21 protein-coding genes and 1 pseudogene are annotated in these 22,471 nt (G+C 68.2%); 11 read left to right on the top strand and 11 right to left on the bottom strand.

The features are described 5' to 3' along the window. Positions 1-161 precede the first annotated feature (161 nt). From ON27_RS25010 to ON27_RS25000, 3 genes are all read left to right on the top strand, one after another. On the top strand, positions 162-1,088 hold the full coding sequence (locus ON27_RS25010) for an ATP-binding cassette domain-containing protein (RefSeq protein WP_043732782.1): 927 nt from the start codon (positions 162-164) through the stop codon (positions 1,086-1,088). Continuing rightward, positions 1,085-1,891: an ABC transporter permease gene (locus tag ON27_RS25005; protein WP_043732779.1), complete on the top strand. Its 807-nt coding sequence runs from the start codon at positions 1,085-1,087 to the stop codon at positions 1,889-1,891. The genes ON27_RS25010 and ON27_RS25005 overlap by 4 nt, the downstream gene beginning before the upstream one ends. A gap of 480 nt (positions 1,892-2,371) precedes the next feature. Then, complete coding sequence (locus ON27_RS25000) at positions 2,372-3,028, top strand: sigma-70 family RNA polymerase sigma factor (protein ID WP_043732776.1); 657 nt, start codon at positions 2,372-2,374, stop codon at positions 3,026-3,028. A gap of 440 nt (positions 3,029-3,468) precedes the next feature. Here ON27_RS25000 and ON27_RS24995 read toward each other — a convergent pair whose 3' ends face one another. Beyond that, positions 3,469-3,723, bottom strand: a complete 255-nt coding sequence (locus tag ON27_RS24995; protein WP_169334532.1) for a hypothetical protein — start codon at positions 3,721-3,723, stop codon at positions 3,469-3,471. A gap of 319 nt (positions 3,724-4,042) precedes the next feature. Between ON27_RS24995 and ON27_RS24990 the strand changes: the two genes are divergently transcribed. Then, positions 4,043-4,810 (top strand): hypothetical protein, encoded by a 768-nt coding sequence (locus ON27_RS24990; protein ID WP_157227334.1) that lies wholly within the window; start codon positions 4,043-4,045, stop codon positions 4,808-4,810. A gap of 134 nt (positions 4,811-4,944) precedes the next feature. Here ON27_RS24990 and ON27_RS24985 read toward each other — a convergent pair whose 3' ends face one another. Both ON27_RS24985 and ON27_RS41550 read right to left on the bottom strand, forming a co-directional pair. Further along, positions 4,945-5,874, bottom strand: coding sequence for a saccharopine dehydrogenase family protein (locus tag ON27_RS24985; RefSeq protein WP_043732766.1), 930 nt, complete (start codon positions 5,872-5,874; stop codon positions 4,945-4,947). Positions 5,875-6,335: 461 nt separating this feature from the next. Further along, positions 6,336-6,773: an excalibur calcium-binding domain-containing protein gene (locus ON27_RS41550; protein ID WP_083887800.1), complete on the bottom strand. Its 438-nt coding sequence runs from the start codon at positions 6,771-6,773 to the stop codon at positions 6,336-6,338. Between the two features lie 364 nt (positions 6,774-7,137). Here ON27_RS41550 and ON27_RS24980 point away from each other — a divergent pair, with 364 nt between their 5' ends. The 6 genes from ON27_RS24980 to ON27_RS24955 all read left to right on the top strand — a co-directional run bounded on the left by ON27_RS24980 (position 7,138) and on the right by ON27_RS24955 (position 13,506). Then, positions 7,138-7,803, top strand: a complete 666-nt coding sequence (locus ON27_RS24980; protein ID WP_043732764.1) for a class I SAM-dependent methyltransferase — start codon at positions 7,138-7,140, stop codon at positions 7,801-7,803. Between the two features lie 438 nt (positions 7,804-8,241). Further along, positions 8,242-9,243: an alpha/beta hydrolase gene (locus tag ON27_RS24975; protein WP_083887799.1), complete on the top strand. Its 1,002-nt coding sequence runs from the start codon at positions 8,242-8,244 to the stop codon at positions 9,241-9,243. Between the two features lie 269 nt (positions 9,244-9,512). Beyond that, the gene (locus ON27_RS24970; protein ID WP_157227333.1) at positions 9,513-10,520 is read left to right on the top strand and encodes a DUF3089 domain-containing protein; all 1,008 of its coding nucleotides are present in this window, start codon (positions 9,513-9,515) and stop codon (positions 10,518-10,520) included. Between the two features lie 94 nt (positions 10,521-10,614). Next, positions 10,615-11,451 (top strand): SDR family oxidoreductase, encoded by an 837-nt coding sequence (locus ON27_RS24965; RefSeq protein ID WP_043732759.1) that lies wholly within the window; start codon positions 10,615-10,617, stop codon positions 11,449-11,451. Between the two features lie 82 nt (positions 11,452-11,533). Beyond that, positions 11,534-12,583 carry a 3-oxoacyl-ACP synthase III family protein gene (locus ON27_RS24960; protein ID WP_043732756.1) on the top strand — a complete coding sequence of 350 codons (1,050 nt, stop codon included), beginning with the start codon at positions 11,534-11,536 and terminating at the stop codon, positions 12,581-12,583. A 2-nt stretch (positions 12,584-12,585) separates the two neighbouring features. After that, positions 12,586-13,506 carry a beta-ketoacyl-[acyl-carrier-protein] synthase family protein gene (locus ON27_RS24955; RefSeq protein WP_051046980.1) on the top strand — a complete coding sequence of 307 codons (921 nt, stop codon included), beginning with the start codon at positions 12,586-12,588 and terminating at the stop codon, positions 13,504-13,506. Positions 13,507-13,600: 94 nt separating this feature from the next. On the opposite strand, the gene ON27_RS40065 is transcribed toward ON27_RS24955, so the two are convergent. The 4 genes from ON27_RS40065 to ON27_RS24940 all read right to left on the bottom strand — a co-directional run bounded on the left by ON27_RS40065 (position 13,601) and on the right by ON27_RS24940 (position 16,706). Next, positions 13,601-14,143 (bottom strand): SLATT domain-containing protein, encoded by a 543-nt coding sequence (locus ON27_RS40065; protein WP_157227332.1) that lies wholly within the window; start codon positions 14,141-14,143, stop codon positions 13,601-13,603. 184 nt (positions 14,144-14,327) lie between these two features. Beyond that, complete coding sequence (locus tag ON27_RS24945) at positions 14,328-15,005, bottom strand: FAD-dependent oxidoreductase (RefSeq protein ID WP_083887798.1); 678 nt, start codon at positions 15,003-15,005, stop codon at positions 14,328-14,330. Between the two features lie 39 nt (positions 15,006-15,044). Beyond that, the gene (locus ON27_RS45900; RefSeq protein ID WP_373282788.1) at positions 15,045-15,584 is read right to left on the bottom strand and encodes an oxygenase MpaB family protein; all 540 of its coding nucleotides are present in this window, start codon (positions 15,582-15,584) and stop codon (positions 15,045-15,047) included. 261 nt (positions 15,585-15,845) lie between these two features. Beyond that, a complete protein-coding gene (locus tag ON27_RS24940) occupies positions 15,846-16,706 on the bottom strand; it encodes an oxygenase MpaB family protein (protein ID WP_051046977.1) in 861 nt (286 codons plus the stop codon). Positions 16,707-16,901: 195 nt separating this feature from the next. Between ON27_RS24940 and ON27_RS24935 the strand changes: the two genes are divergently transcribed. After that, positions 16,902-18,548: an acyl-CoA synthetase gene (locus tag ON27_RS24935; protein ID WP_043732753.1), complete on the top strand. Its 1,647-nt coding sequence runs from the start codon at positions 16,902-16,904 to the stop codon at positions 18,546-18,548. Positions 18,549-18,666: 118 nt separating this feature from the next. On the opposite strand, the gene ON27_RS24930 is transcribed toward ON27_RS24935, so the two are convergent. The 4 genes and pseudogenes from ON27_RS24930 to ON27_RS24915 all read right to left on the bottom strand — a co-directional run. After that, positions 18,667-19,575, bottom strand: a complete 909-nt coding sequence (locus ON27_RS24930) for an oxygenase MpaB family protein (protein ID WP_043732751.1) — start codon at positions 19,573-19,575, stop codon at positions 18,667-18,669. A 307-nt stretch (positions 19,576-19,882) separates the two neighbouring features. After that, positions 19,883-21,145 (bottom strand): TetR/AcrR family transcriptional regulator, encoded by a 1,263-nt coding sequence (locus ON27_RS24925; RefSeq protein WP_063711373.1) that lies wholly within the window; start codon positions 21,143-21,145, stop codon positions 19,883-19,885. A 21-nt stretch (positions 21,146-21,166) separates the two neighbouring features. Further along, positions 21,167-21,856 carry an Rv1363c family protein gene (locus ON27_RS24920; RefSeq protein ID WP_043732748.1) on the bottom strand — a complete coding sequence of 230 codons (690 nt, stop codon included), beginning with the start codon at positions 21,854-21,856 and terminating at the stop codon, positions 21,167-21,169. A gap of 10 nt (positions 21,857-21,866) precedes the next feature. Beyond that, positions 21,867-22,471, bottom strand: a pseudogene (locus ON27_RS24915) (mammalian cell entry protein); the annotation flags it as partial.

The following is a 22,471-nucleotide window of genomic DNA, read 5'->3' as shown; positions in this document are numbered from 1 at the left end:
GAACAGCGGGTGAACTGGACCGGTGCGTCCGATTCGCGACCGCTTCGTCTGAGGAAGCGGACTCTCATCCGCCCGGGTGTGAGCACATCTTCTTCCGAGAGGAATCCCGCGATGACGATTCACGTGTACAACCAGCTGCCCGACCGGGTCAGGGGTGTGCGATGAGCGCCCCGGCCGTTGTGGTCGAGGATCTGCACGTCGCCTATGGCAGAGCCTGGGCGCTCGACGGTGTCGATCTGGAAGTCGCCGCGGGGACGACGCTGGGCGTGCTCGGCCACAACGGTGCGGGCAAGACCACCCTGATCCGCGCGCTCACCACTCTGGTGCGGCCTACGGTCGGCCGCGCGCAGGTCGCGGGCCTCGATGTGGTCGCCGACGCCACCGAAGTCCGCCGCCGGATCGGGGTGACCGGTCAATACGCCGGACTCGACGAATTCCTCACCGCCCGGGAGAACCTGGAGCTGATCGGCCGACTGGCCGGTCTGCGCCGCGCCGCCCGCACACGAGCCGACGCGCTGATCGACCGGCTCGGCCTGCACGAGTACGCGACCCGCCGGGTCGGAGAACTCTCCGGCGGCTCTCGCCGCCGCGTCGACCTGGCCGCCAGCCTTGTCGGTGACCCGTCGGTGCTGTTCCTCGACGAACCGACCACCGGTCTGGACCCCTTGGCCCGCGCCGGATTGTGGGATGTCGTCGACGAACTCACCGCCGCGGGCACCACCGTCGTGCTCACGACCCAGTATCTCGAGGAAGCCGACCGGCTCGCCGACCACATCGTGGTGCTCAGCCGTGGCCGGGTCGCCGCTCGCGGCACTCCCGCGGAATTGAAACGGATCGTCGGCGGCAAGGTCCTGCGCGCCACCGTTCCGACCCACCAGATCGCGGATCTGCCGTTCACCCCGGACACCGACCGGGCCGACGGCACCCGGGTGCGAGTGTCGGTCACCGTCGACGACGCGCCCACGGCGACCGCGCTGGTCGCCGACCTGCACCGCGACGGCATCGACGTCAGCGACCTGGATGTGACCTCCCCAACGCTCGATGACGTCTTCTCCCATCTCACCCACACCACCGGAGCCCACCGATGAACACCACAACCGTGATGGGGCGTTCCTCGATCACCGACCAGCTCGCCGCCCTGACTGTCCGGAACCTGCGCACCAGCGCCCGTGTCCCGCAACTGCTGATGTTCTCGCTGACCATGCCGATGGCGATGCTCGTGCTGTTCAGCCAGGTGTTCCGCAGCGTCGCCGCCGGGCCCGGCTTCCCGGCCGGGGTCAGCTACATCGACTTCCTCACCCCGGCCATGCTCGCGGTCTCCACGGTGATGGCCGGCACCAACGCCGGAGTCTCCGCCGCGATCGATCACACCAACGGCCTGCACGACCGCTTCGCGGCCCTGCCCATGCGAGCGACATTGCCCGGGATCGCACGCACCGTCAACGAGGCCGTCTTCACCCTCGCGAGAGCCGCGCTGCTCGGGATCGCCGCCGTGCTGCTCGGTTTCGGCTTCCACGGCAGCGCCGTCGATGCCGTCGCCGCGGTCGTGGTCCTGGTGGTGCTGGCAGGGGCGATGAGCGCACTGTTCGGGCTGATCGGGGACCGGCTGCGCCGCCCGGACGTGGTCCAGTTCGCCGGGATGATGGTGATGATGCCCCTGATGTTCGTCTCGAGCGCGTTCGCACCTATCCAGACCATGCCCGGCTGGATGCAGGCCATCGCCACGGTCAATCCGGTCGCGCACGCCACCGACGCTCTGCGCGGACATGTGCTCGGTACCGCCACCACCGCGGACACCGTCACCGCCTTGGCCGCGGCGATCGCACTATGGGCAGCGGTCACCGTTGCCCCCGCTATCACCCGGTGGGCCCGGTCGGCCCGTGCCCGCTGAACGACGTACGACGCATCCGCCTCGTCTCCTCCCTCCGGCAGGGATAGGACGAGGCGGTTTTGCGTGTGCGCTGTCCGTCTGCCTGGAACCTGGCACGCCTATGGCCCCTACCGTTGAGAGGGTAGGGGCGCATGGGTGTGCTGTTTCAGCGGATACGCCCGGTGCGGGCGTCGACGGCGCTCATGAGGTGGCGTCGAGCACATGCAGTTCCTCGGCCACGATCAGATCGACCTCTTCGCTGGTCAGATCCGACAGCAGATGTGTCGTCAGCATCGCTCTCACCTCCTCGCCGCGCTGATCGGGTCTGTCGAATCGGAGAACCCGACATCGACTTCGACACCCATACAGACGTGACACACCGGATCGGGACGCACGGATGCGTCCGATCGCGGCCACCGCCGTCGGTACCGGGGACCGCGAACCAAGACTCGCCACCACAGCGGTGAGCGAGGATGCTGGAGAGGGAGAGGAACCCCGATCATGAGCGAGACACCGGCCACCACCGCGACCACACCACGCGCTGATCTGGACCTGCTCTGGCGCCGCTTCTCCGACGACCTGCGGGTCTTCATCGCCCGCCGGGTCTCCCGCCCGGAAGACGCCGACGACATCCTGTCGATCGTGTTCCTGCGGATGACCACGGGCCTGGACAATCTGCGCGATCAGGACCGGCTGCTGGGCTGGATGTACGCCATCACCCGCAATGCGATCACCGACTACTACCGCTCGGCACCCCATCGCCGCGAACTACCCGTCGACGCCGTCCCCGAAAACCCTTCCGCAGGCGACGACGCACCCGACACCGGTGCGGCGGCGGAGAAAGAATTGGCCTCGTGTCTGGTGCCGATGCTGGCCGCGCTGCCCGTCGATCAGGCTTCGGCGGTGCAGATGGTCGATTTCGACGCCCGCACGCACGCCGCTGCCGCAAGCGAGGCCGGTATCTCGGTGTCCGGGATGAAATCCCGTGTCCAACGCGGCCGCGCCGCCCTCAAAGCCCAACTGCACGCTTGCTGCCGGATCAGCCAGGACCGCACCGGCCACGTGCACGACTACCAACCCCGCGACGGAGCCTGCGCAGGCGCGTCCGGCAGCGACACAGGCTGCGGCTGTAATGCCGCATCACACTCCAGCCAGTAAACCGGCACACCGGTTCGGGAACGCCCCGGCCGGTCAGCCCGGGAACACCACGATCGACAAAAATGCGGTGCGAGCCGCTCGAGGCTCGCACCGCACCAGGTGAAGGCTACTGACAGCCGCACCCGCCGCCGGCCGTGGCCGCCGGAGCGCAGCACGTCACCTTGTCGCTGTCATCGCAGCACGTGATCTGCCGTTCGGCGCTGCAACAGGAGGAGACCGCAGGCTGCGGTGAGGCGTCCGTACGACGAGTCGCCGGAGACTGGAACTCTTTGGGGTCGGCCATGGTGGCTCCTTGATTCGTGGGAATGGGCACCAGGACAGACGCAGGAGCACAGGAAAGGACGCATCCGGGCCGCCGCTCCCACAGCGCGTGCTTCGCCGCCCTCGCGGTGGCGGGCGTACCGCTGAGCCGACAGGCACCGCTGGAGAAGGATGCACCCTCATGCGACGGACAGGCCGGACGGATCAGGGCGTCGCGCGCCAGGAACCGGATCGCCCCGCCGGAGGGCACTGAAACCCGGATACGGCAGTCCGCGGGAGCCGCGCGGGTTGTGCTCGTCGATCAGGAACGCGGGGCGTCCCGCGATGGACAGCGTCCGGAAGTGCTGCTCGTCCTGGCGCATGCCTTCGAGGTCGGAGTAGCGGTGCTGGGGATCAGGGGCGAAGTACATGGCGATCTTTCCCTCCCTGTCCACCATCTCACCAGAACCGATGCGGACCCGCACCCCCTCCGAAGCGACCTCGAAAAATGTCGATTCGATTGCCCCAGCGCGTCGCATGGCGGTCCTCGTGTCGAGTCCCGTCCCGCACTGCCGCAGCGATTCGGCAGGACCGGCCGGTACCGAAATCCTGGCATCGTCGACGATCCGAAGAATTCATACACGATTTACCTCCCCGTCGCGCCGACATCAACGCGTGGCTTTTTGTTACGGGCGCACAAAGGACGGATACATATATTCCCAGGAATGGCGACAGCGGCCGATTTCAGCAGATCGCCGGTCTTAGACTGAGCCAATGGTGCAGCCGACACCTTGGCAAGAGAACACACCTCGAAATAACCGGACTCGAGAGCGGAAAAGCGACGCCGCCGCGGCGCGCGGACCGAGGACGTATCAAGTTGTGCTGCGCGGTTATTGGGGTTATGCCTGGGCCGCGGCCGGCAGCCTGGTGACGCTCGTACTGCTGTTCCAGCCGTGGATCACCGCGTCCGGCGCGGATGGCAGTGTCCGCGCAAATGCATTCGGCCGCATGCAGATCACCACAGTGTTTTTGAATGTCTGGTCGCAGTCCAAGCCGCGCACCGTACACATCACCGGATTCTGGGCACTGCTCGCGAGCGCCGCGATCGTCGTCACAGTCTTGGCCGTGGTGATCAATCTGCGGTTGCGCATCGAGGCGCTTGCCCGTCTGGCGACATTGTCGACGCTGGCCACTATGTTGCTGGTGCTCAGCACAGCTCTCTATGTCAACAGCAAGGCCGGCCAGTTGAAGGCGATGGTCTCGCGCACAACGGATTTGGGCGGTCACGTCGGATCGTTGCTGAATTGGGCGTTCAACAACGGCAGACTCGCGGTGCCGGGCTCCGGTCAATACGCTTACGCCTCGGCGAGTCTCACGCAGTGGGCGTTCCTGGCGATTGCGCTGTCGATCGGTTCGGCTGTCGCGGCAGTCACCCAGTGGATGCGCAGCGGCTCGACCGGCCTCTTCCGCCTGCCCTTGCGCATCCATTTCGCCGCACCGCGACCCGCGTCCTCGGAAGCGGGCGATGCCGGCCAGTCGTGAACCGGCTCGACAGTGTCCGTTCCGGTGAGCCGCGCGTCCAATTCTCATCACCGCCACCGGCAGGTGTTCATTCCGGGCAACGGCGCCGGACCGCCCCGGCGACGCGGCCGCCCGCCAGGGCGGATGCCGCGGCGCTAGCGGATCGACGTGCCGATTTCGATGCCCGAGTCCGCGGGCAGGTCGGCGAGGCGCAATACGTTGTGCAGGTGGTGCATTCCCGGCGCCAGGCCGGCCGCGGCGCGGACGGCCCGGACGGCCAGCACCGCCGTGGCCCGCGACTGGTTGCGACCGCGCGCCCAGTGGGCGAGGCCGGATTGCGCACGCGCCAGCACCGTCCATTCGTCGGTGCCCGGGAAATGGAACCCGCGCGGCATTCCGGCGGCGCCGGGAATCCAGGTCGCCAGGCTCAACGCCGTTGTCGCGACGCGGGAATCGAGCGCGAAGTAGGTGCGCACACGGACGCCCAGGTCACGGGTCAGGACGTGCTGGTCGGAGAAGTCGGTGCGGAACAGTCGACGCCGTCGGTGGCCGGGAAGCGTGAAAATCCGGGGCCGGGTGTAGTTACGGACCAACTCGTCGTCTGCCCGGAATTTCCGGCCGAGCAGACGATACGACCACTCCGTCGCGGCCGCGCCGTGCCGCTCCCCCGCTCCGAGCAGCACGGCGATGTCGATGGGTTCCGGCGTTCGCGCGTGCACGGCAGCGGCCAGAAGGTTGGTCAACCCGGGCGCCAGACCGACGCTGACGATCACCGGACGGGGAAGAGTCGCTTGCTCCAGGCGCGCCACGTACTCGGTGGACGCGGTGACGTCCACGAACGCCGAGCCTCGGTCGGCCGCCCGTTCGGCCAGACGCGGATCCTCGAAACCCGATGCGTTGACGACGACGTCGATACCGTCCAGCGACTTCTGATAGGACTGCAGTCGCGGTTCGCCGAGGTCGATCGCCACATCGGCGCGGGCCGGGTCACGTCCGGCCGCCAGGGCGGTGTCCCCGCTTCGCCGCAGTTCGGCGACCAAATGCCGGCCTACTGCGCCGTATCCGCCGAGAACGAGAACTTTCATCGCGGCTGCGTCCTTTCGTGTACGCGGAACCGGCAGGTCCGAGTGCGACTGCGATAGGCGAACGTCCGGGCTGCCCGGCGCCTTGCCGCCGATTCTACTTGACTAGAGTATCGCTACAGCGAAGTCCTGTACGTGGGCCGCTTCGACCACATGCGCTGCCGCCTCCGCACCCCATCGTCCGAGCGCGCCAGACGAACTCGCCGGGATCGGCTCGCGCGAAAGAAGTAGCGGACGTTCGTCGCCCGGACGTGACGCGACACGGATAGATGCGGGCGCTGCCGCCGGCAGGGGGATTGTGTGGCTTGGTTCGGCGGCAGCGCGGTATCCACGTCGGGTACCGATGGAGACAATGGCACCCACCAACTGATCGCGACCCCCGCGTCGGGCGTTACAACCGACACGCCAGGCACGACCAACCGCCGGAGCGGCAGTCGCGGAACACCGGTAGGACGAACGGCGAACTATTCGCAGGCGATGCCGTCCTTGTCGCGGTCCAACTCTGCTCTGTAGCCGGGCTCCCCCCGCCGCAGCGGTGCGGCGCCCGCGGCCCTGGCGGCAGCACAGTTGGGGAAGTGGACGCTGGGGCGCGGCGGCTCGGGCACTGCCGCCTCGGGAGGCGCAGGTACCGCCGCCGCGGGCGGAGCAGGCACGACCGCGGCCGGCGGCGGCGGAGGTGCGATGGTCGATTGCGGCGAGGACGGAAGCGGCGGCGCCACAATGGTTGTCGGCGGCGCCACGGTTGTCGTCGTCGGCGGCGGCGTGTGAGTGGTGAGTGCCACCGATGCCGCGCTCGGTGTTGTGGTGACTGGTGTCGATGCGGTGTCGGTGCCACACGCGGCAGCGGTGAGCGCGGCCGCCGCGCAGAGGAGGACAGCGGCATATCGCCGTGATGAGGTCATGGTGAGCCTGTCTTCGAGTCAGAGGTGTGTCCGAGTGCAGTCGAGCGCCGCCCGCGTCGCCGAAAGGGTCGACGCGTCCGGCTGTGGCGAACCGCCACAGCCGCACCGGGCGTTGCCGGTGATTGATCAAGTCCCCGGTGGCCTTGTACACGCTGAAGATCGGGGATCGTCCGTCTTATCGTCGGCTCCCCGGATTGTGTTTCCGGCCTTCGAGCGCCGGCGATGTTCGAGATCCCGCTACGCTCTGGCCGCTCTCTGTGAGCACCAGGCCCGCACCGCATGGAAGCGACTGCGATGAACTGCTGGGACCCCGGTGGAACCCGCGGGTTTCCGAGGACGCGGACCGTGCCGTGAGAATGAAGGGGTGCTGTCTCGACTCGACCGGTTCAACCAGCGACATCCGTGGAGCCACAACGATCACTACGCCCCTTGGGTCGTCGACCGGGTGGCGGCGTCCGGAGCACGGCACGTCCTCGACGTCGGTTGCGGCACAGGCAACCTCGTGGCCGGGCTGCGTCACCACGTCGCGACCGTGACCGCGCTGGAACCCGACCCCGCGACCGTCCATGTCGCGGCCGAGCGTTTCGCCGACGACCCCGCGGTGACCGTCGTGCACACCGATTTCGCCGGGCGCGACCCGCGGCGGCGCTGGGACGCGATCACTCTCGTCGCCGTCCTGCATCACCTGCCCTTGGCGCCGACACTGCGCGAATTGCGCGACTGCCTCGCGCCGGGCGGGCGACTGGTGATCGTCGGCTGCTACCGCTCGGCCGGAACCGTCGACCTGCTCGCCGACCTGCCCGCCTTGGTCGCCAATCCGGTGCTGGGACTGGTCAAGCACCCGGCCCGCGCGGACGCGCCACCCCCGCACATGGCCGCTCCCACTGCCGAGCCGAAGGAGACCCTGGCGGAGATCCGAGCCGCTGCCGCACAGGAGCTGCCCGGCGCCCGAATCCGGCGTCGGCTGTTCTGGCGATACACCCTCGTCTACGACGCCCCCGCCCAACGCAGCGCCGACGTCGCGAACTAGCGAGGCGCACCGGACTCGCTGAGGGGGAACGGCCGCCACCTGGACGCACAGGTTTGTCGTGCGCCTCGAATCGCGACACACACCGCTCGTCGGAGACGCACGCCGCAACGACACGCCGGAGGCCCGAGCGGCGCCGGACGGCGACTGTGCCGCCGCGGTTCGGGCTACCATCTGACGAGATGGCTCACCAGCGGCCTGCAGCGGGGTGATCCGCATCGCCGCACGCGGATCGGCGACGCGCGTCCGACGCCGGTGATCTTGCACAAGGTCCGGGCGGGTTCCCATGCCTGACCATGACGACGCCGCAGGGCCGCCGCGACGCGACCTAGGATGATCTTCCGATCCAGGCGCGACGGGCCGCGAGCGCGACGGACGCGAGTTGCCCGCAGCGACAACCTGATCCGAATACGTCGGCGACCGAACGGAAAGAGAGCAGGTATGCGGGTGGGCACGGCAGCGCGATCTGGAAAGCAGCGGATTGTTCCTGATCGGCTCAGGAAGACCGGCGCTGCCGTGGTGACAGCTGTGCTCATGTCGTCGCTCGGTGCGGCCGTGGCTACCGCCGCGCCGATCCACGCACCCATATTGCGCGCACCGGCGGGCGGCAACACGGAGCTTTCGGTGCCGTCGAGCATGGGGCCGATCAAGGTGCAGGTTCAGTGGGCCGCACGCGGCGGGAGCGCGGCCCTCTACGTACTCGACGGCCTGCGGGCGCCGGCCGACCACAATCAGTGGACCACCGATACCGACATCCTGCGTCAATTCGCCGCGGACAACGTCACATTGGTCTTCCCGGTGGGCGGCCACTCGAGCTTCTACACCGACTGGTACCGGCCGAGCAGCACCAACGGTCAGAAGACCACCTACAAGTGGGAGACCTTCCTCACCCAGGAACTGCCGGCCTACCTGCAGCGGTACGGCGTCTCGCGAAACAACAACGCCGTCGTCGGGGCCTCCATGGGCGGCAACGCCGCCCTGACGCTGGCCGCCCACCATCGCAAACAGTTCAAGTTCGCCGGGTCCTTCTCCGGATTCCTGCACCCGACCTTTCCGCTCTGGAACGAAGCGATGCGCGCCGCCATGCGCGACGAGGGCAACTTCAACGTCGACGACATGTGGGGCCCGGCCGGGGACCCTGCCTGGACCCGCAACGACGCCACCGTTCAGGCGGAACTGCTGCGCGGACTGCCGATCTACGTCTCGACCGGCAATGGTCTGCCCGGTCCGCTCGATGCGCCGTACGGAGTCGGGAACACGATCAACGCGATGGGGCTCGAGTCGATGACGACCGCTGCCGCGCAGATGTTCCGTGACCGCGTCGCGGCGCTGGGCATCACCGCCCGCGTCGACATCGTCGACGGAACGCACACCTGGCCCTACTGGCAGCAAGCGCTCGCTACCGCGCGTCCGATGATTCTCGATACGCTCGGCGCGCGCTGACCTACATCGCTAGGCTGACGCCTCGAAGCTGCCCGGACGGCCGTTCGCGGTGCGGCGAGGTCCGCACCGCAGGCCGGTGCGAAACCAGTGAGGTGTGCGCGATGCGGGACAGTCGGTGGTGGCGAGCGGCGGCGGCCCTCGTATGCGGAGTCGGGCTGTGTGCGGGGTCGTCGGTGAGCGCGGCGGCGGACCCGAGCGACGCCGGTGTCGTCTGGCTGTGCAGGCCGGACCGAGCGGATGATCCGTGCCGAGGCAGTTCGGCTACGACAGTGCGGCAAGCGGGGCAACCCGATGTGCGCGAGGAAGCCGCGCCCGCCGCGGATTCCGAGGTGGATTGCTTCTACGTCTACCCGACGGTGTCATTGGAGCCCACGCCCAACTCCGACACCGCGGTGACGCCGGAGGTGCGCGCGGTCGCCGAGCAGCAGGCGGCTCGGTTCTCGCAGGTCTGTCAGGTGTTCGCGCCGGTGTACCGGCAGCGGACCATCAGCGCGCTCGCGGCGGAGCGGGCCTACTCCCCCGAGCAGCGCGCCGAGATGGCGCGGATCGCATACGAGGACGTCCTGCGGGCATGGCGGCAGTTCCTCGCGGAGCGGGCGAGCGGAAGGCCGGTCGTGCTGATCGGGCATTCGCAGGGTGCGCGCATGCTGCGCCAACTGATCCGAGAGGAGATCGAACCGCGGCAGGCGGTGCGCGACCGGATCCTGTCGGCGATCCTGCTCGGCGGCAATGTGGTGGTGCCGAAGCACGGTGACGTCGGCGGCGACTTCCGCTATCTGCCGCTGTGCCGCAGTGAGCGGCAGACGGGGTGCGTGCTCGCCTGGCAAACCTTCGGCGTGACCCCGCCGCCGGACAGCCGATTCGGCCGCAACCCGATGACCCCCGAGCCGCTGCCGCGACCGTACGGCCCGGACTACGAGATCGCCTGCACCAACCCGGCATCGCTGAGCGAGAACGCACCGCGCACCGCGGCGACCGTACTGCGCACCAGCCCGGTGCCCAGCCCGCTCGGCGTCGAAATCGCGCTCCTGCGCGGGCCATCCGCCGTCGCCGCACCCACTCCGTGGCTGGTCCCCGCCGAAAAGTACCGGCTCCGGTGCGTGCGCGGCGATGACGCGACAGCACTGCTGGCGACCCCGGAACCGGGCAGCCCCGAACTGTTCCCCGTCCCGGACCCGAGCTGGGGACTGCACCTCACCGACGTGGAGATCGCGCTGGGCGATCTGGTTCGCATCGTGGCGTCCCAGAGCAGCGCCCATCGCGCCGCGCACCGCTAAGCGACGGCCCGCGGCCCCGGCGAGCGGCGAAAATTCCACACCTGTGGTCGTGTCAGCAATCTACGAGGAAACTTCTGTGGCAGGGTGGTCGGCTGTGCAGACAATCCTGATCACGGGCGCGACCTCGGGTATCGGTCTCGAATCGGCCCAGCAGCTGGCGGCGCAGGGGCATCGGCTCGTCCTGACCGGACGAAATCCGCAGAAGCTCACCGACGCGGCGCAGCGAGTCCGTTCGGCGGGGGCGGCGAGCGTCGACACGCTGGAGTGCGATCTCGCCTCGCAGTCGTCTGTGCGACAGCTGGCGAAGGAGGTGCTGGCCGCCTATGACCGCCTGGATGTGCTGGCCAACAACGCCGGTGGCTACTACAAGACCCGAACCGAGACCGAGGACGGCATCGAGGCGACGTTCGCGGTCAACCATCTCGGCGGATTCCTGCTCACCGAGCTGCTCGTCGATCTGATGGTGCACAGCGCCCCGTCACGCATCGTGTTCACCTCCTCGGTCATGCAGTTCGGGGCCACCATGGATTTCACGGATCTGGGCTTCCGGCACGGCTATTCGGGCGAGAAGGCCTACAGCCGCTCCAAATTGGCGAACGTCCTCTACGCCCGGGCGCTGGCGCGGCGCCTCGAGGGGACCGGAGTGACGGTCAATGCCTTCCATCCCGGTGCGGTGGCGACCGGCATCTGGGATTCGATGCCGTGGTTCGGGCGGCCCTTCGCAGCGCTCGCCAAACGAGTGTTCATGATCTCCGCGGCGGAGGGTGGCCGGGCGCTCACCTACCTGGCCACCGACCCCGACGTCGCCACGGTCAGTGGCTGCTATTTCCAGAACAACCGGGTCAAGACTCCGTCGCGTCCGGCGCAGGACGACGCGCTCGGACAGCAGCTGTGCGAGGTCAGCGCGGCCCTGGTCGGTCTGACCGGATAGGCGCAGCGGGCCCGCGCTCGGCGACAGCGTCGTCGCCGAGCCCAACACGACCTTCGCCGACTGAAGCAGAAAGCAGGGGACCATGCTTCGTACGCGTTTCGAGTCGATCGGCTCGTACACACCCACGACCGTCCGCTCCACCGAGGATCTGCTCGCCGACCTGGCCGTGCCGAGGTCGCTGGATCTGGAGCGCATCACCGGAATCAGGAATCGGCGGGTCTACGACTCGGATCCGGACCGGTACGAATCGTCCTTCGAGCTGGCTTCGCGCGCGATCGAGGACTGCCTGCGGCATTCCGACTACCGGGCCGACGAGCTGGACATCGTCATCTCGGCCTCCATCACGCGCACTCGCGGCCCGGGTATCTTCTGTTACGCACCGTCTTTCGCGCTCATGCTGGGCCGGGCGATCGGCGCGAAGGCCGCTCGCCACTTCGACGTCTCGAACGCCTGCGCCGGGATGATGACCGGGGTGCTGGTGCTCGACCGCATGATCAAGGCCGGTGTGGTGCGCAACGGCCTGGTGGTCAGCGGAGAGCAGATCACCCCGATCGCCGAGACCGCGGTCCGCGAGATCAGCGAACCCTACGACCCGCAGTTCGCGGCGTTGACGGTCGGCGACGCGGCAGTCGCGGTCGTGCTCGACGGCCGCGGTGACGACCACGACGAGATCCACTACGTCGAACTCATGACCGCGGCCGAGGGCGCCGAGCACTGCATCGGCATGCCCAGTGACCGCACCGGCGGTATCGCGATGTACACCGACAACCGCGCGATGCAGAACGAGGCCCGTTACCAGCAGGCCATCGACCGCATGGCCGACTTCCTCGCCGAGACCGGACGCCGCTGGGAGAGTGAGAAATACGACTACTGGATCCATCACCAGTTCAGCGCCCCGGCCATCGAATTCATCTCGGACCTGACCGAACGCCACTTCGGCACGCCGATGCCGCAGGCGCTCAACGTGCTGCACGAGTTCGGCAATACGGCCTCGACCTCGCACTTCCTGGTGCTGCGCGAACATCTGGCGCAGCGGAGTATTCCGAAAGGGTCGAAGATACTGATGATTCCGGCGGCGTCGGGGATCGTTTCCGGATATCTGGCCGCGACCATCTCGCGATTGGCGGCCTGAGGATGGCGACGACGATCGTCGCGGCCGCGACGAACTCCGACCCGGACACCGGCAGCTACTTCGAACTGGCCGCCCGCGCGGCGCTGACCTGCGTGGAGCGCTCCGGCGTCGGCCTCGACCAGATCGGCGTGCTGGTCAACGCCGGCGTCTTCCGGGACGACAACGTCTCCGAGCCCGCGGTGTCGGCGCTCATCCAGAAACGGATCGGTCTCGGACTGGCGTACGACGCACAGGGTGCTCCCGCCTTCTCCTTCGACCTGATGCACGGGGCCACCGGGCTGCTGCATGCCCTTGTGACCGCCGACTCGTTCCTGGCCACCGGTACCGTGCGGTACGCGTTGCTGGTCGCGGGCGACACTCACCCATCCGCCCGGCGCGACGTCGCCGATTTCCCCTACAGCGCGAGTGGCGCCGCACTGTTGCTCGGAACTACGCCCAGCGCAGGAGGATTCGGCCGGCTGCACGCCCGCGAAACCACCGGGGCCGTCGACCCGACTGCCTGGGTGGACTTGGGCGCCGCCGGCGCCGACGGCCGCAACGCCATGTGCGTTCGCGCGGGCGCGGAGGACCCTGTCGCTCTGGCCACCGCGGCCGTGCGCTCCTGCCTGGACGCCGAAGGACTCGACAGCGGTGATTTCGCCGAGGGCAGCGCGGTGCTGCTGGCTCCGGTACGGGATGTCGGGTTCCGGAGCCGCTTGGCCGACGTTCTCGCCATCCCGTCGGCCGCGATCGCCGGTTTCGCCCCCTCGATCGGAGACCCCTACACCGCGGCCCCCGTCCACGCCTATCTGCACGCATCGGATACGGGTCGGCTCGACACCGCGCGAACGGTGATCTTCCTGGCCGCGGACGGGGCATCGGCCGCCTGCCTCGCCTACCGACCCCGATCGGCATCACCGGCGCGGCAGAAGGCACCGGTGTAGCGCGGGTATCGCCGAGACGGATGACCGCCCGGCCCCGCCACGACGGTGCGCGACCGTCGCCGACCGCGGGGCCGTTATCCGCCACCTGCGTCGTTCAGGAGTCCGCCTCGCGCGCGATGACCTCGTTGACCCGGTGGGAGAACTCTCGGAGCAGTCCCATGCGCCGGTCTATCTCCCCGTTGGAATTGGCGGGAGCTCGCGAGACCGAAGCCCATTCGAGTTGGAAGTCGCACAGCATCGCGTTGATCGACTGCGCGTTGCGGAGGTCACGCGTCCACGCCGTCGAGATGCCGAAGAATCGATCGAAGGCCGCGCAGGCGGCGGCGCAGGCCAGCAGCGCGTAGCCCCAGCTCGGGTTGACGGCGTCGACTCCGGCAGTGGTCAACAGCGGCACCAGGATTCCGACCAAGCCGAGCCCGATCACGGCCGCTGTGAGGGCTAGGCTGGCCCGCCGCTTGATCTGTTTGTCCCGCGCGTACCAATCGCGTGCCTCTATGGCATACGTTTCGACACGTTGGAACAACCGGGCAAGGGTCTCATCGGAACTCGACCAGTCGGCGGAACGGAGGTCCAGCGAAGGAGACACTCCGAGGTCCTGCGAGCGATCCCCGCCGAAGGGCGATCGGTGCTCTGTCACGGCCGTACTGTAGCGCCCAGCGGCCTCGAAGTTCATATCTCGGGCTGTTCCGCAGGTCGGCACGCGATACGGGCGGCGTCTCGGGCGGCTAGATCGGCGTTCGGCGCGTGCGATGCGCTGCCGCAACAGGTTTCAGTCCGCCCGCGCTTTCGCCCGGCACGGCCGTGTGCCCGGACCGGTGCGCTCATGCCAGGTAGCCCTCGACCGCGGCGACGGCACGGCGGGCGCTCTCCGCGGCGGACTCCATGGTGGACGGCAGATCGGTCCGGGTCCAGTCACCGGCGAGGAAGAGCCCGGGGACGGGTGTCGTCTGGCTCAGTCGCAACGACTCGAATCCTGGGGAGGCCGAGAACGTGGCCTGTGGCTGATGGATCACTTCGGTCCGCAGGACTTGCGCGGATCGCGCTTCCGGATAGTGCTGGTGCAGGGATTCCAGCGCCCGGCCGACGAATTCGCTGCCGGGCAGATGGACGACATCCCAGGACGCGCTCACCGCGAGCGAGCAGCAGTACCCGTTGCGATGGTCGCCGTCGTGCATGCCGCTGGTGTCGAACACCCGCTCGATGGTGGTGTCGCGAAGATTCTCGGCCAGGCGGATCATGCGCAGCGGGCGGTCGAGCCAGACGTAGACGCTGGAGATCGGCGCGGGCTCGATCTTGCGCGCGGGATCGAAGAATTCGTGAGCACCGAGCACGCCGCGGTCCAGAAGTGTGGTCAACGACCACGGCGGCAGCGTCAATATCGCCGCGTCAACGTCGATCCGGCTGCCGTCGGCCAACCGGAGGCCCGTCAGCCGGTCACCGGCCAGTTCCACGTCGACCACCTGCGCGCCGGTCGCTATCCGCGCACCACGGGCGCGCAGGAAACGTTCGGCCGGGGCGACGAACTAATTCGTGCAGACTCACTCGCGGCTTACTCGGCCGTGCGCGCGGTGTGGAGGTACTTCGCCCGCCGCGGCGCCACCCCGGCCACCGCCGCGAGCGCCACGGCGTAGAGCCGCAATGCGTGCCGGTTCGCCCGGTGTTGCGGCACACCCAGCAGGTCGCGCGCCCGCGGGGTGCCGAATCGCACGCACGACGCGGTTCGGCAAGACCCCTGGTATCCACGCGTCCGGGCGCAACACCTGCGGCGCCAGGCTCAGCGCGGCCGGACTCACGCGTAGAGCCGTGTGGCACATCTCGTCGAAGTAGTCGCGGAATTCCGGCAGCGTTCGCGGCATATACCGAGTGGAGATTCCGTATCTGCCGTACCAGTCGACACATTCGTCGTAGAGTCGCAGGCTTTCGGCGGGCGTGAGCGGGCGAACGAAGGTATCTATCGCGAAGAACAGCGTGTCGACGTAAGTCACGTGTTGAAAGAAGAACACATCCGGCCGAAGCGCGTGATAGCGGGCGCCGGAATCGTCGACGCCTTGCACGTGGGCGTGTCCGGCATGGATCATGCGATCGCAGGTCGCGGTCGGAGTACGCGATCTGCACCATCGCGTTGACGGTGCGCCGCTTGTGCAGCCACAGCCGATAGGGCACGTGCTCGGTGAGCGCCGTCGCGATCGCAGGGTGCAAGATCTGCAGAGCTACCGCCCTGGGCAGCGCCAACGCGAAACGGCGGTCGCCGAGATACTTCCGCAGCAACGCCCCCGGCACGCGCGCCGTGGCCGGCACGTCCGGACCGCGCGTGCCGGCCGCTGCACTGAAGTCGGCTCTCACACCAGCGTTTTCCCGAGTTCGCGCCGCTTGCGCATGTCGTGAAGATAGGTTTCGAACGGATACAAGCGCCAGCGTTCCGGCAGCACGCGCAAGACCAGCCCGATCGACCGCATCGTCAGCTCGAACACGCGCTGGCGGCGCGGGCTCCACCGCAGCCCCAGCTCCGCACGGAACCATTCCGGGAGAAAGCCGGTGGTGAAGAACCGGTTCACCCGGCGGAACAGCACCCGCTCGACTCGCCGATACGGCCCCAGGTCCACCACCTGGTCGAGCAGATAAGCCCGCACTTCGTCGTCCAGCGACAGGTCGGCCAGCTTCGAGTCCCAGTATTCGGCGAATGCCGCCCGGTCGCGCGGCCACTGCTCCGGCCGCATCTGCAATGTCGTCCCGAATCGACTGGCCTCGCGGTACAGCTCGTCGGCCAGATCGTCGTCCATCCGGCCGTACAGGAAGGTGAGCGAATCGATGGTGCCGCGGTAGAGGCAGGCGGTGACCCACAATTGCAGTTCCGGATCGAAGGCGTTGTACTTCACCGGGCTGTCGGGGGCGGATCGCACCTGCCGGTGCGAGGTGTTGACCGCCGCCCGATACGCGGCGCGGTCGTCCTCGGTGCCCAGCATCGCCACCGCCAGGTAGGTCAGGGTCGTGCGGCCGCGTTTGCGCGGATGCAGGGTGAATCGGCCGCTGTCGACCGTGCTCTCGACCACGCCGCGGCCGACCGGAGGCAAACTCAGCTGCATGATCACATTGGCCGGGCCGCCCAGCATCGCCGCGGGGCCCGCCATGTACCGGCGTCGGCGGCCGGGGTCCACCTCGGATGTGGTCGGCAGCGGCGCCGACGGTTCAGGACGAGACATGCCGCACTCCAGCGAAAGATTGAGATAAATTACACCCCATTCTCTCATCGGCGGGCACCGTCGGCAAGCCCGAACCACCTGCTCCACCGGCTCCGGCCGGGCGAATATGTGAACGATGATTCTTCCCATGCGATAGGCTGCGACGTGCCGGCGGGCGGTGCCGCGCTCGCCGATCGGCTCTAGTGGAGGTGCTCGATGACGACGTTGCGATCGCCGGTCGCCGCGGTCAGGTCGGTGACCGATCTGGTGTCGGCGGCCGTCGTACTGGCCAGGCGCGGGATGTTCGATCCGGCGCGCCCCGGTGAGACGCTCCGGGTGATGCGCGAGGCCTCCGTGTACGGCCCGTTCGTCACCACGCTGGCACATGCCACACGCCGCCACGGGGACGCGCCCGCGATCGTCGACGAACGCGGCTCGCTCACCTTCGCTCAACTCGACGAGCAGTCCAACGCCATGACCCGCGGGCTCGCCGCCGCCGGAATCGGGCCCGGGACCGTGCTCGCCGCGCTGTGCCGCGACCATCGCGGAATGGCGCTGGCGCTGCTGGCAGCCGGGAAGCTGGGCGCCCGGCTGGTGCTGATGAACACCGGGTTCGCCAAGCCGCAGTTCGCCGCGGTCGCCGAGCGGGAGAAGGTCGGCGCGATACTTCTCGACAGCGAGTTCATCGAACTCCTCGACGCGATTCCGGCGACGGTACCGCGGATCCTGACCTGGGTGGACGACAACCATGCCGTCGATGCGGACACACCGACGACGGAGTCGCTCATCGCGGCCAATTCGACCGCCGCACTGCCCGCGCCGGACCGCCCCGGCGGCATCGTCATCCTGACCAGCGGCACCACCGGCACCCCGAAAGGCGCGCCGCGGGACAAGGTCTCGCCGCTGCAATCGGCGCAGTTCCTGCACCGCGTGCCGATGCCGCGCGACGACACCGTCGTGATGGCGGCGCCCATCTTCCACGGCACCGGGCTGTCGCAGTTCACGCTCGGCTGGGCGCTGGGCAACACAGTAGTCTTCCAGCAGCGCAAGTTCGACCCCCGCCGCACTCTCGCGAACGTCGCCCGGCACCGCGCGGCGACGCTGGTCGTCGTGCCGACGATGCTGCAGCGCATCCTCGACCTCGGCCCCGACGCGCTGGCGCAGTACGACACGACATCGCTGAAAGTGATCTTCACCGCGGGCTCGCCGGTCTCGCCGGATCTCAGCAGGCGCACCGCCGATGCCTTCGGTGACGTGCTCTACAACCTCTACGCCTCCACCGAGGTCGCCGTGGCGGCCGTAGCCACCCCGCAGGACATGCGTATCGCTCCGGGGACGGTCGGCAGGCCTCCCGTGGGCTGTCGTGTCGCGATCTACGACGCGCAACGCAACAGGATCACCACTCCCGGCGAGGTCGGCACCATCTTCGTCTCCAGCGGCCTGAGCTTCTCCGGCTACACCGACGGCGGGAACAAGGAGATGGTCGACGGACTGTTGTCCAGCGGCGACGTGGGCCATTTCGACGCCGACGGACGATTGTTCATCGACGGACGCGACGACGACATGATCATCTCCGGCGGCGAGAACGTCTATCCGCTGGAGGTGGAGAACCTTCTGGTCGACCGCCCCGACATCCTCGAAGCCGCGGTGGTGGGCGTCGATGACCGCGACTTCGGGAAACGGCTGCGGGCGTTCGTCGTGCCCGCCGAAGACGCCGAGCGCGACCCGCAGGAGATCAAGGACTACGTCAGAGCGAACCTCGCCCGCCACAAGGTGCCGCGCGACGTCGTCTTCGTCGACGAACTGCCGCGCAACGCCACCGGCAAGCTGCTGCGCCGCCACTTGGAGGAAAGCGGCGGTTAGCCTCGGCGACCGCACATATGTTATCCGCGATTCCAAACGTCACGAAGGCAGCGGACCCGAGCCTCGCGGGACGTCGGCGACTCCCGATCGCCGACGCCCGCGAGGCTCGCGACGTCGCCTAGATCAGATTCTTCTGCTTGCGGATCCGGCGACGCAGATCGACCATCAGCCCGTGCGATCCTCCATGGCGCACGAAGCGGGGAATGAAGCGATTGACGAAGGAGACGAACACGAACAGATTCTCGAAGCGCCGCTGGTCGGCAGCTGTCCACTCGACCCGGAGTTGTTCGCGGAACAGGGGCGCCAGGAACCCGATGGTGAGAAACTTCAGCAAGTTCCGGAAGGGCAGCCGCAGATACCAGTGGATCATGCGCAGCTCGAGCAGGTTGCCGAGGTAGTCGCGCACGTAGTCGTCGAGCACGACCTGTTCGCACGCGGAGTTCCAGTATTCGTCGAACTCCGCCCGGGTGGCGGGCCACATGTCCTCGGTGACCTGCAGAGTGGTGCCGAGGGTGGAGGACGAGGCGTAGAACGCTTCGGCCTGCTCGTCGTTCATCCTGCCGTGCAACAGCTGGTACGTGTCCTCGAAGCCGATGTACAGGCAGGCCGCGACCCACAATTGCAGGTTGCGGTCGAAGGCGTTGTATTTCACCGGCGCTCCCGGCGCCGAATGCACCTGCCGGTGCGCGACATTCACCGCTTCCCGGTACGCCGCGCGTTCTTCGTCGGTGCCGAGGATGGCGACCGCGAGATATTGCGTCGTGGTGCGCGCCCGTTTCCACGGATGCTTCATCAGCGATCCCGATTCCACCTTGCTCTCTGCCACGCCGTAACCCACACCCGGCCGAGCCATCTGCATGACGACGTTGGCCGCAGCGCCGGCGAAGGACCAGAAGTCCAGCGCGTCGGTGAGCTCGAGGGGCCGCTTGGTGAACGGCCGATGCGTCACGCTGATGCCGATCCGGGTGCGATCCTTGGTGAGCGGCACATTGTGGCCGCGATCGGGTTGATGAGCGACTGCGGTCATCGGGATTTCCTTCCATCTGCGTTCACACGCCGCGCGAGCAGGTGAATCAGTCGCGTCGACGCCGACCGGACGCCGCCGATCACGGTGACGTCCCGCTGCTGCCCCCGCTGTCCGTTCGCGGTGACCCGGCGCGCGTCGGACTCTCCTGCGTTCGATGACCAGGATGGTCACCTGACCATATGTTAGTGACAATTCTTTATTCTGCATAGAGCTGTCGGGCCGATGAAACGCCTATATCGTGGTAATTCATCAGACGATCAGCGTCTATGTATGTGACTGTTCCTGGGCCGCACGCGGTCCAGGGCGCTTACTTCCGGACGACGGGCGGCTGGGCGGCCGTCTCGAACAAGGCGACCTCCATCAGGCGGATCACCACATCCCGCGGACAGCCGCGCCGACCGCCCTCCAGCGCTCTGCCGAGGTCGACGACCAAGCCGAACGCGGCGTGCACGAGAATGCGCGCCTGCGCTTCGGAGAGCTCGGGTCGCACGGCGACCAGCAGTCGCACCCACTCGGCCACCGAGAGACGCTGGATATTGCGCAGTACGACACGATCTTCGGCGGGGATGTGCGAGAACTCCGTGTAGTACACGAATGTCAGTTCCCGCTCGGCGAAGGACCCAGCTACGTAGAGGGCGATCAATTCGGTCAGCGCCTCGCTCGGGGAGGCCGACGTCGCGATAGCGGGGCCGATGGCGCCGGCGACCCGGTCGGCCGCACGACGGAAGGCGGCGGTCAACAGATCGCTCTTGCTGCGGTAGTAGCGGTAGACCGCCGACGCGGCGGTCAGATCCGCCGCGGCCGCGATGTCTTCGACGCTGACGTTCCGATATCCCCGTTCGTGGAACAGTTCCACGGCCTTCGTCAGCAACAGCTGATGCTTGAACGGAGTCGGCGCGTCCGGCGCGGGCCCCGCGGGCGCGGCGGGCTGCTCGACGAAGGCAGGCAGCTGCGCGTGCACCGCCGTCCAGCACGCGGAAGCCAGCAGCGCCGCGAGGGATTTCGTCGGCAACGCGGCGTGGTGGTCACCGACGCTGCTGACCACGCTCAGTACCGCCACCGCACGGACGAATCTGTCCTGCTTGGTCAACTGCGGGCGCACGGCGCCGATCAGCTGTCCCAGCGCGGCGAGCGAGGCGGCGAACTGACCGGTGAGCGTCTTGCCGTCCTCCTCGTCCAGATAGCGGCCCTCCCAGCGCGCCAGGGTGACGGTCGGGCGGTTGGCGAGGGCCGCAGCGACCAGCGCGTCGATGACGTGCCGCAATCGAGCGGCGGCGCTCCAGCTTCCGGCCTGCGCCGGAAGCGTCGCGGCCTCGACGGTCAACTGCCCCAAACGCAGCAGTTCTTCCCGGAACAGCGCGTACTTGCTGGGATAGTGGCGATACAGCGCCGCCGAGCTGATGCCGACCTTGGTCGCGATCTCCTCCATGCTCACGCCGTGATAGCCGAGAGCCCCGAACGCGGCCGCGGACGTCGCCGCGATCTGCGCCTTCCGGTCGCGCGGGCGTCGTCGCACCGCCCGCTGCCTGCCGGGTTCGACGGGTTCGCTCCCGGCACTGTTGCGCCGCACTCCCCTCCGCACAGCTGCCGATCAGGGGCGCTGCGGCGTGGTCAGGGGCGAATTGACCTTGTTCACCAGCCAGCGATCCCCGACTTTCTCCAGGCGCATCACCATCGACAGCTGACCCGGCTCGGGCTTGCCCTTGGTGCCCAGACTGGTGATCGTCTGGCCGATGACCACGATCGCTTCGGCGGAGTGCTCGTCAGCGGCGCGAATCGCGCATTGCACGTCGCGCGTGGCCGAGGTGACTTCGCCTTGGCCGAGCACTTCGCGCAGTTCGGCGCTGGTGGACTCGAACTGTTCGCGCCAATCGCCGGTGGCGCCGTCGGTGACCGCCGCGAAATAGGTGTCCAGGTGCTTGGAGTCGTAATTCGCCAGGATGGGCGCGTAGCGGCAGGCGGCGGCGCGCGCGTCCTCCTGCGCCGCCAGCAGATCCCTGCTGTTGTCGCTCTGGACGTACCAGTAACCCGCCGCGGCCACCGAGACGCCGACCAGCACCGCGGCCGCCGAGCGCACCGCGATCGGGCCGGGGCGCCCAACCGGCAGACGGCGCAGCCGGTTCCGCAGGCCAGCGAACTCGGCGGTCGCGGTGGTGTCCGCCGCGCGGTTCACCTTGGCCGGTTTCGTCGCGCCGGAGTCGGCCTTCCCCGCCTCGGCGGCCTGCTCGTCGGTTGCGGGCGACTCGGCCGCCGCGCTCGGATCGACGTCGTCATTGTTCATGTGCATTCTCCTAATTGCCGGGGACCGGACGCGACAGCTCGTCGCCACCGACGCCCGGCGGCCGGGTGGCTCCGTTGTCCGGCACGTCGGGACGGGGCGCGTTCGCCGATCCGCGCACCTGCAGGGCCGGATCGCTGGTGACGCAGTAGTTGTAGAGCCGGACCCGGGTGTCGGCCATCTTGTCCGTGGGAACCACGGGGATGGTGTCGTACTCGCACGTCGGGCGCGGCCAGATGTCGACCAGCGTGTGGAAGGCGTTGTCGTGGGCGGGAATTCCCAACGCCTGCGAGCCGACCCGCAATGCCGGGAACAGTGCCGCGATCGCCGGCGCGCGCAATTTGGCGGCCTTGGTGATCGCGACGAAGTTCGTCACCAGGTTGGTGATGGGGTCCTGGGTACGGGACACGAAGCCGCCGAGCGTGTCCAGCTGGGCGGGCCCTTCGTCGAGGAAGTGACGTACTTCTTGGTCCGCCGCCGTCAATTGTTCGAACAGCACACCGCCCGTGCGGGTCAGTGTCGCGAGGTCCGGCTGCGCGTGCGAGGTCGTCTCCGCGATCACTTCGAGGTTCTCGATCAACTGCCGGGTCTGCGGGAGCAGATCGCTCAACCCCGCCA

This window comes from Nocardia asiatica NBRC 100129 (genome assembly GCF_000308415.1).
GTDB classification, from domain to species: Bacteria; Actinomycetota; Actinomycetes; order Mycobacteriales; family Mycobacteriaceae; genus Nocardia; species Nocardia asiatica.
Note: the sequence above shows the minus strand (reverse complement) of the source record. Positions and strands in the feature narration are given on the sequence as shown.

Coding starts and splice junctions, on each gene's coding strand:
- ON27_RS24955 (WP_051046980.1), top strand. CDS start 12,586: ATGGCGACGACGATCGTCGCGGCCGCGACGAACTCCGACCCGGACACC.
- ON27_RS24935 (WP_043732753.1), top strand. CDS start 16,902: ATGACGACGTTGCGATCGCCGGTCGCCGCGGTCAGGTCGGTGACCGAT.
- ON27_RS25005 (WP_043732779.1), top strand. CDS start 1,085: ATGAACACCACAACCGTGATGGGGCGTTCCTCGATCACCGACCAGCTC.
- ON27_RS41550 (WP_083887800.1), bottom strand. CDS start 6,773: ATGACCTCATCACGGCGATATGCCGCTGTCCTCCTCTGCGCGGCGGCC.
- ON27_RS25010 (WP_043732782.1), top strand. CDS start 162: ATGAGCGCCCCGGCCGTTGTGGTCGAGGATCTGCACGTCGCCTATGGC.
- ON27_RS24960 (WP_043732756.1), top strand. CDS start 11,534: ATGCTTCGTACGCGTTTCGAGTCGATCGGCTCGTACACACCCACGACC.
- ON27_RS24920 (WP_043732748.1), bottom strand. CDS start 21,856: ATGAACAATGACGACGTCGATCCGAGCGCGGCGGCCGAGTCGCCCGCA.
- ON27_RS24985 (WP_043732766.1), bottom strand. CDS start 5,874: ATGAAAGTTCTCGTTCTCGGCGGATACGGCGCAGTAGGCCGGCATTTG.
- ON27_RS24930 (WP_043732751.1), bottom strand. CDS start 19,575: ATGACCGCAGTCGCTCATCAACCCGATCGCGGCCACAATGTGCCGCTC.
- ON27_RS45900 (WP_373282788.1), bottom strand. CDS start 15,584: ATGATCCATGCCGGACACGCCCACGTGCAAGGCGTCGACGATTCCGGC.
- ON27_RS25000 (WP_043732776.1), top strand. CDS start 2,372: ATGAGCGAGACACCGGCCACCACCGCGACCACACCACGCGCTGATCTG.
- ON27_RS24975 (WP_083887799.1), top strand. CDS start 8,242: ATGCGGGTGGGCACGGCAGCGCGATCTGGAAAGCAGCGGATTGTTCCT.
- ON27_RS24940 (WP_051046977.1), bottom strand. CDS start 16,706: ATGTCTCGTCCTGAACCGTCGGCGCCGCTGCCGACCACATCCGAGGTG.
- ON27_RS24990 (WP_157227334.1), top strand. CDS start 4,043: ATGGTGCAGCCGACACCTTGGCAAGAGAACACACCTCGAAATAACCGG.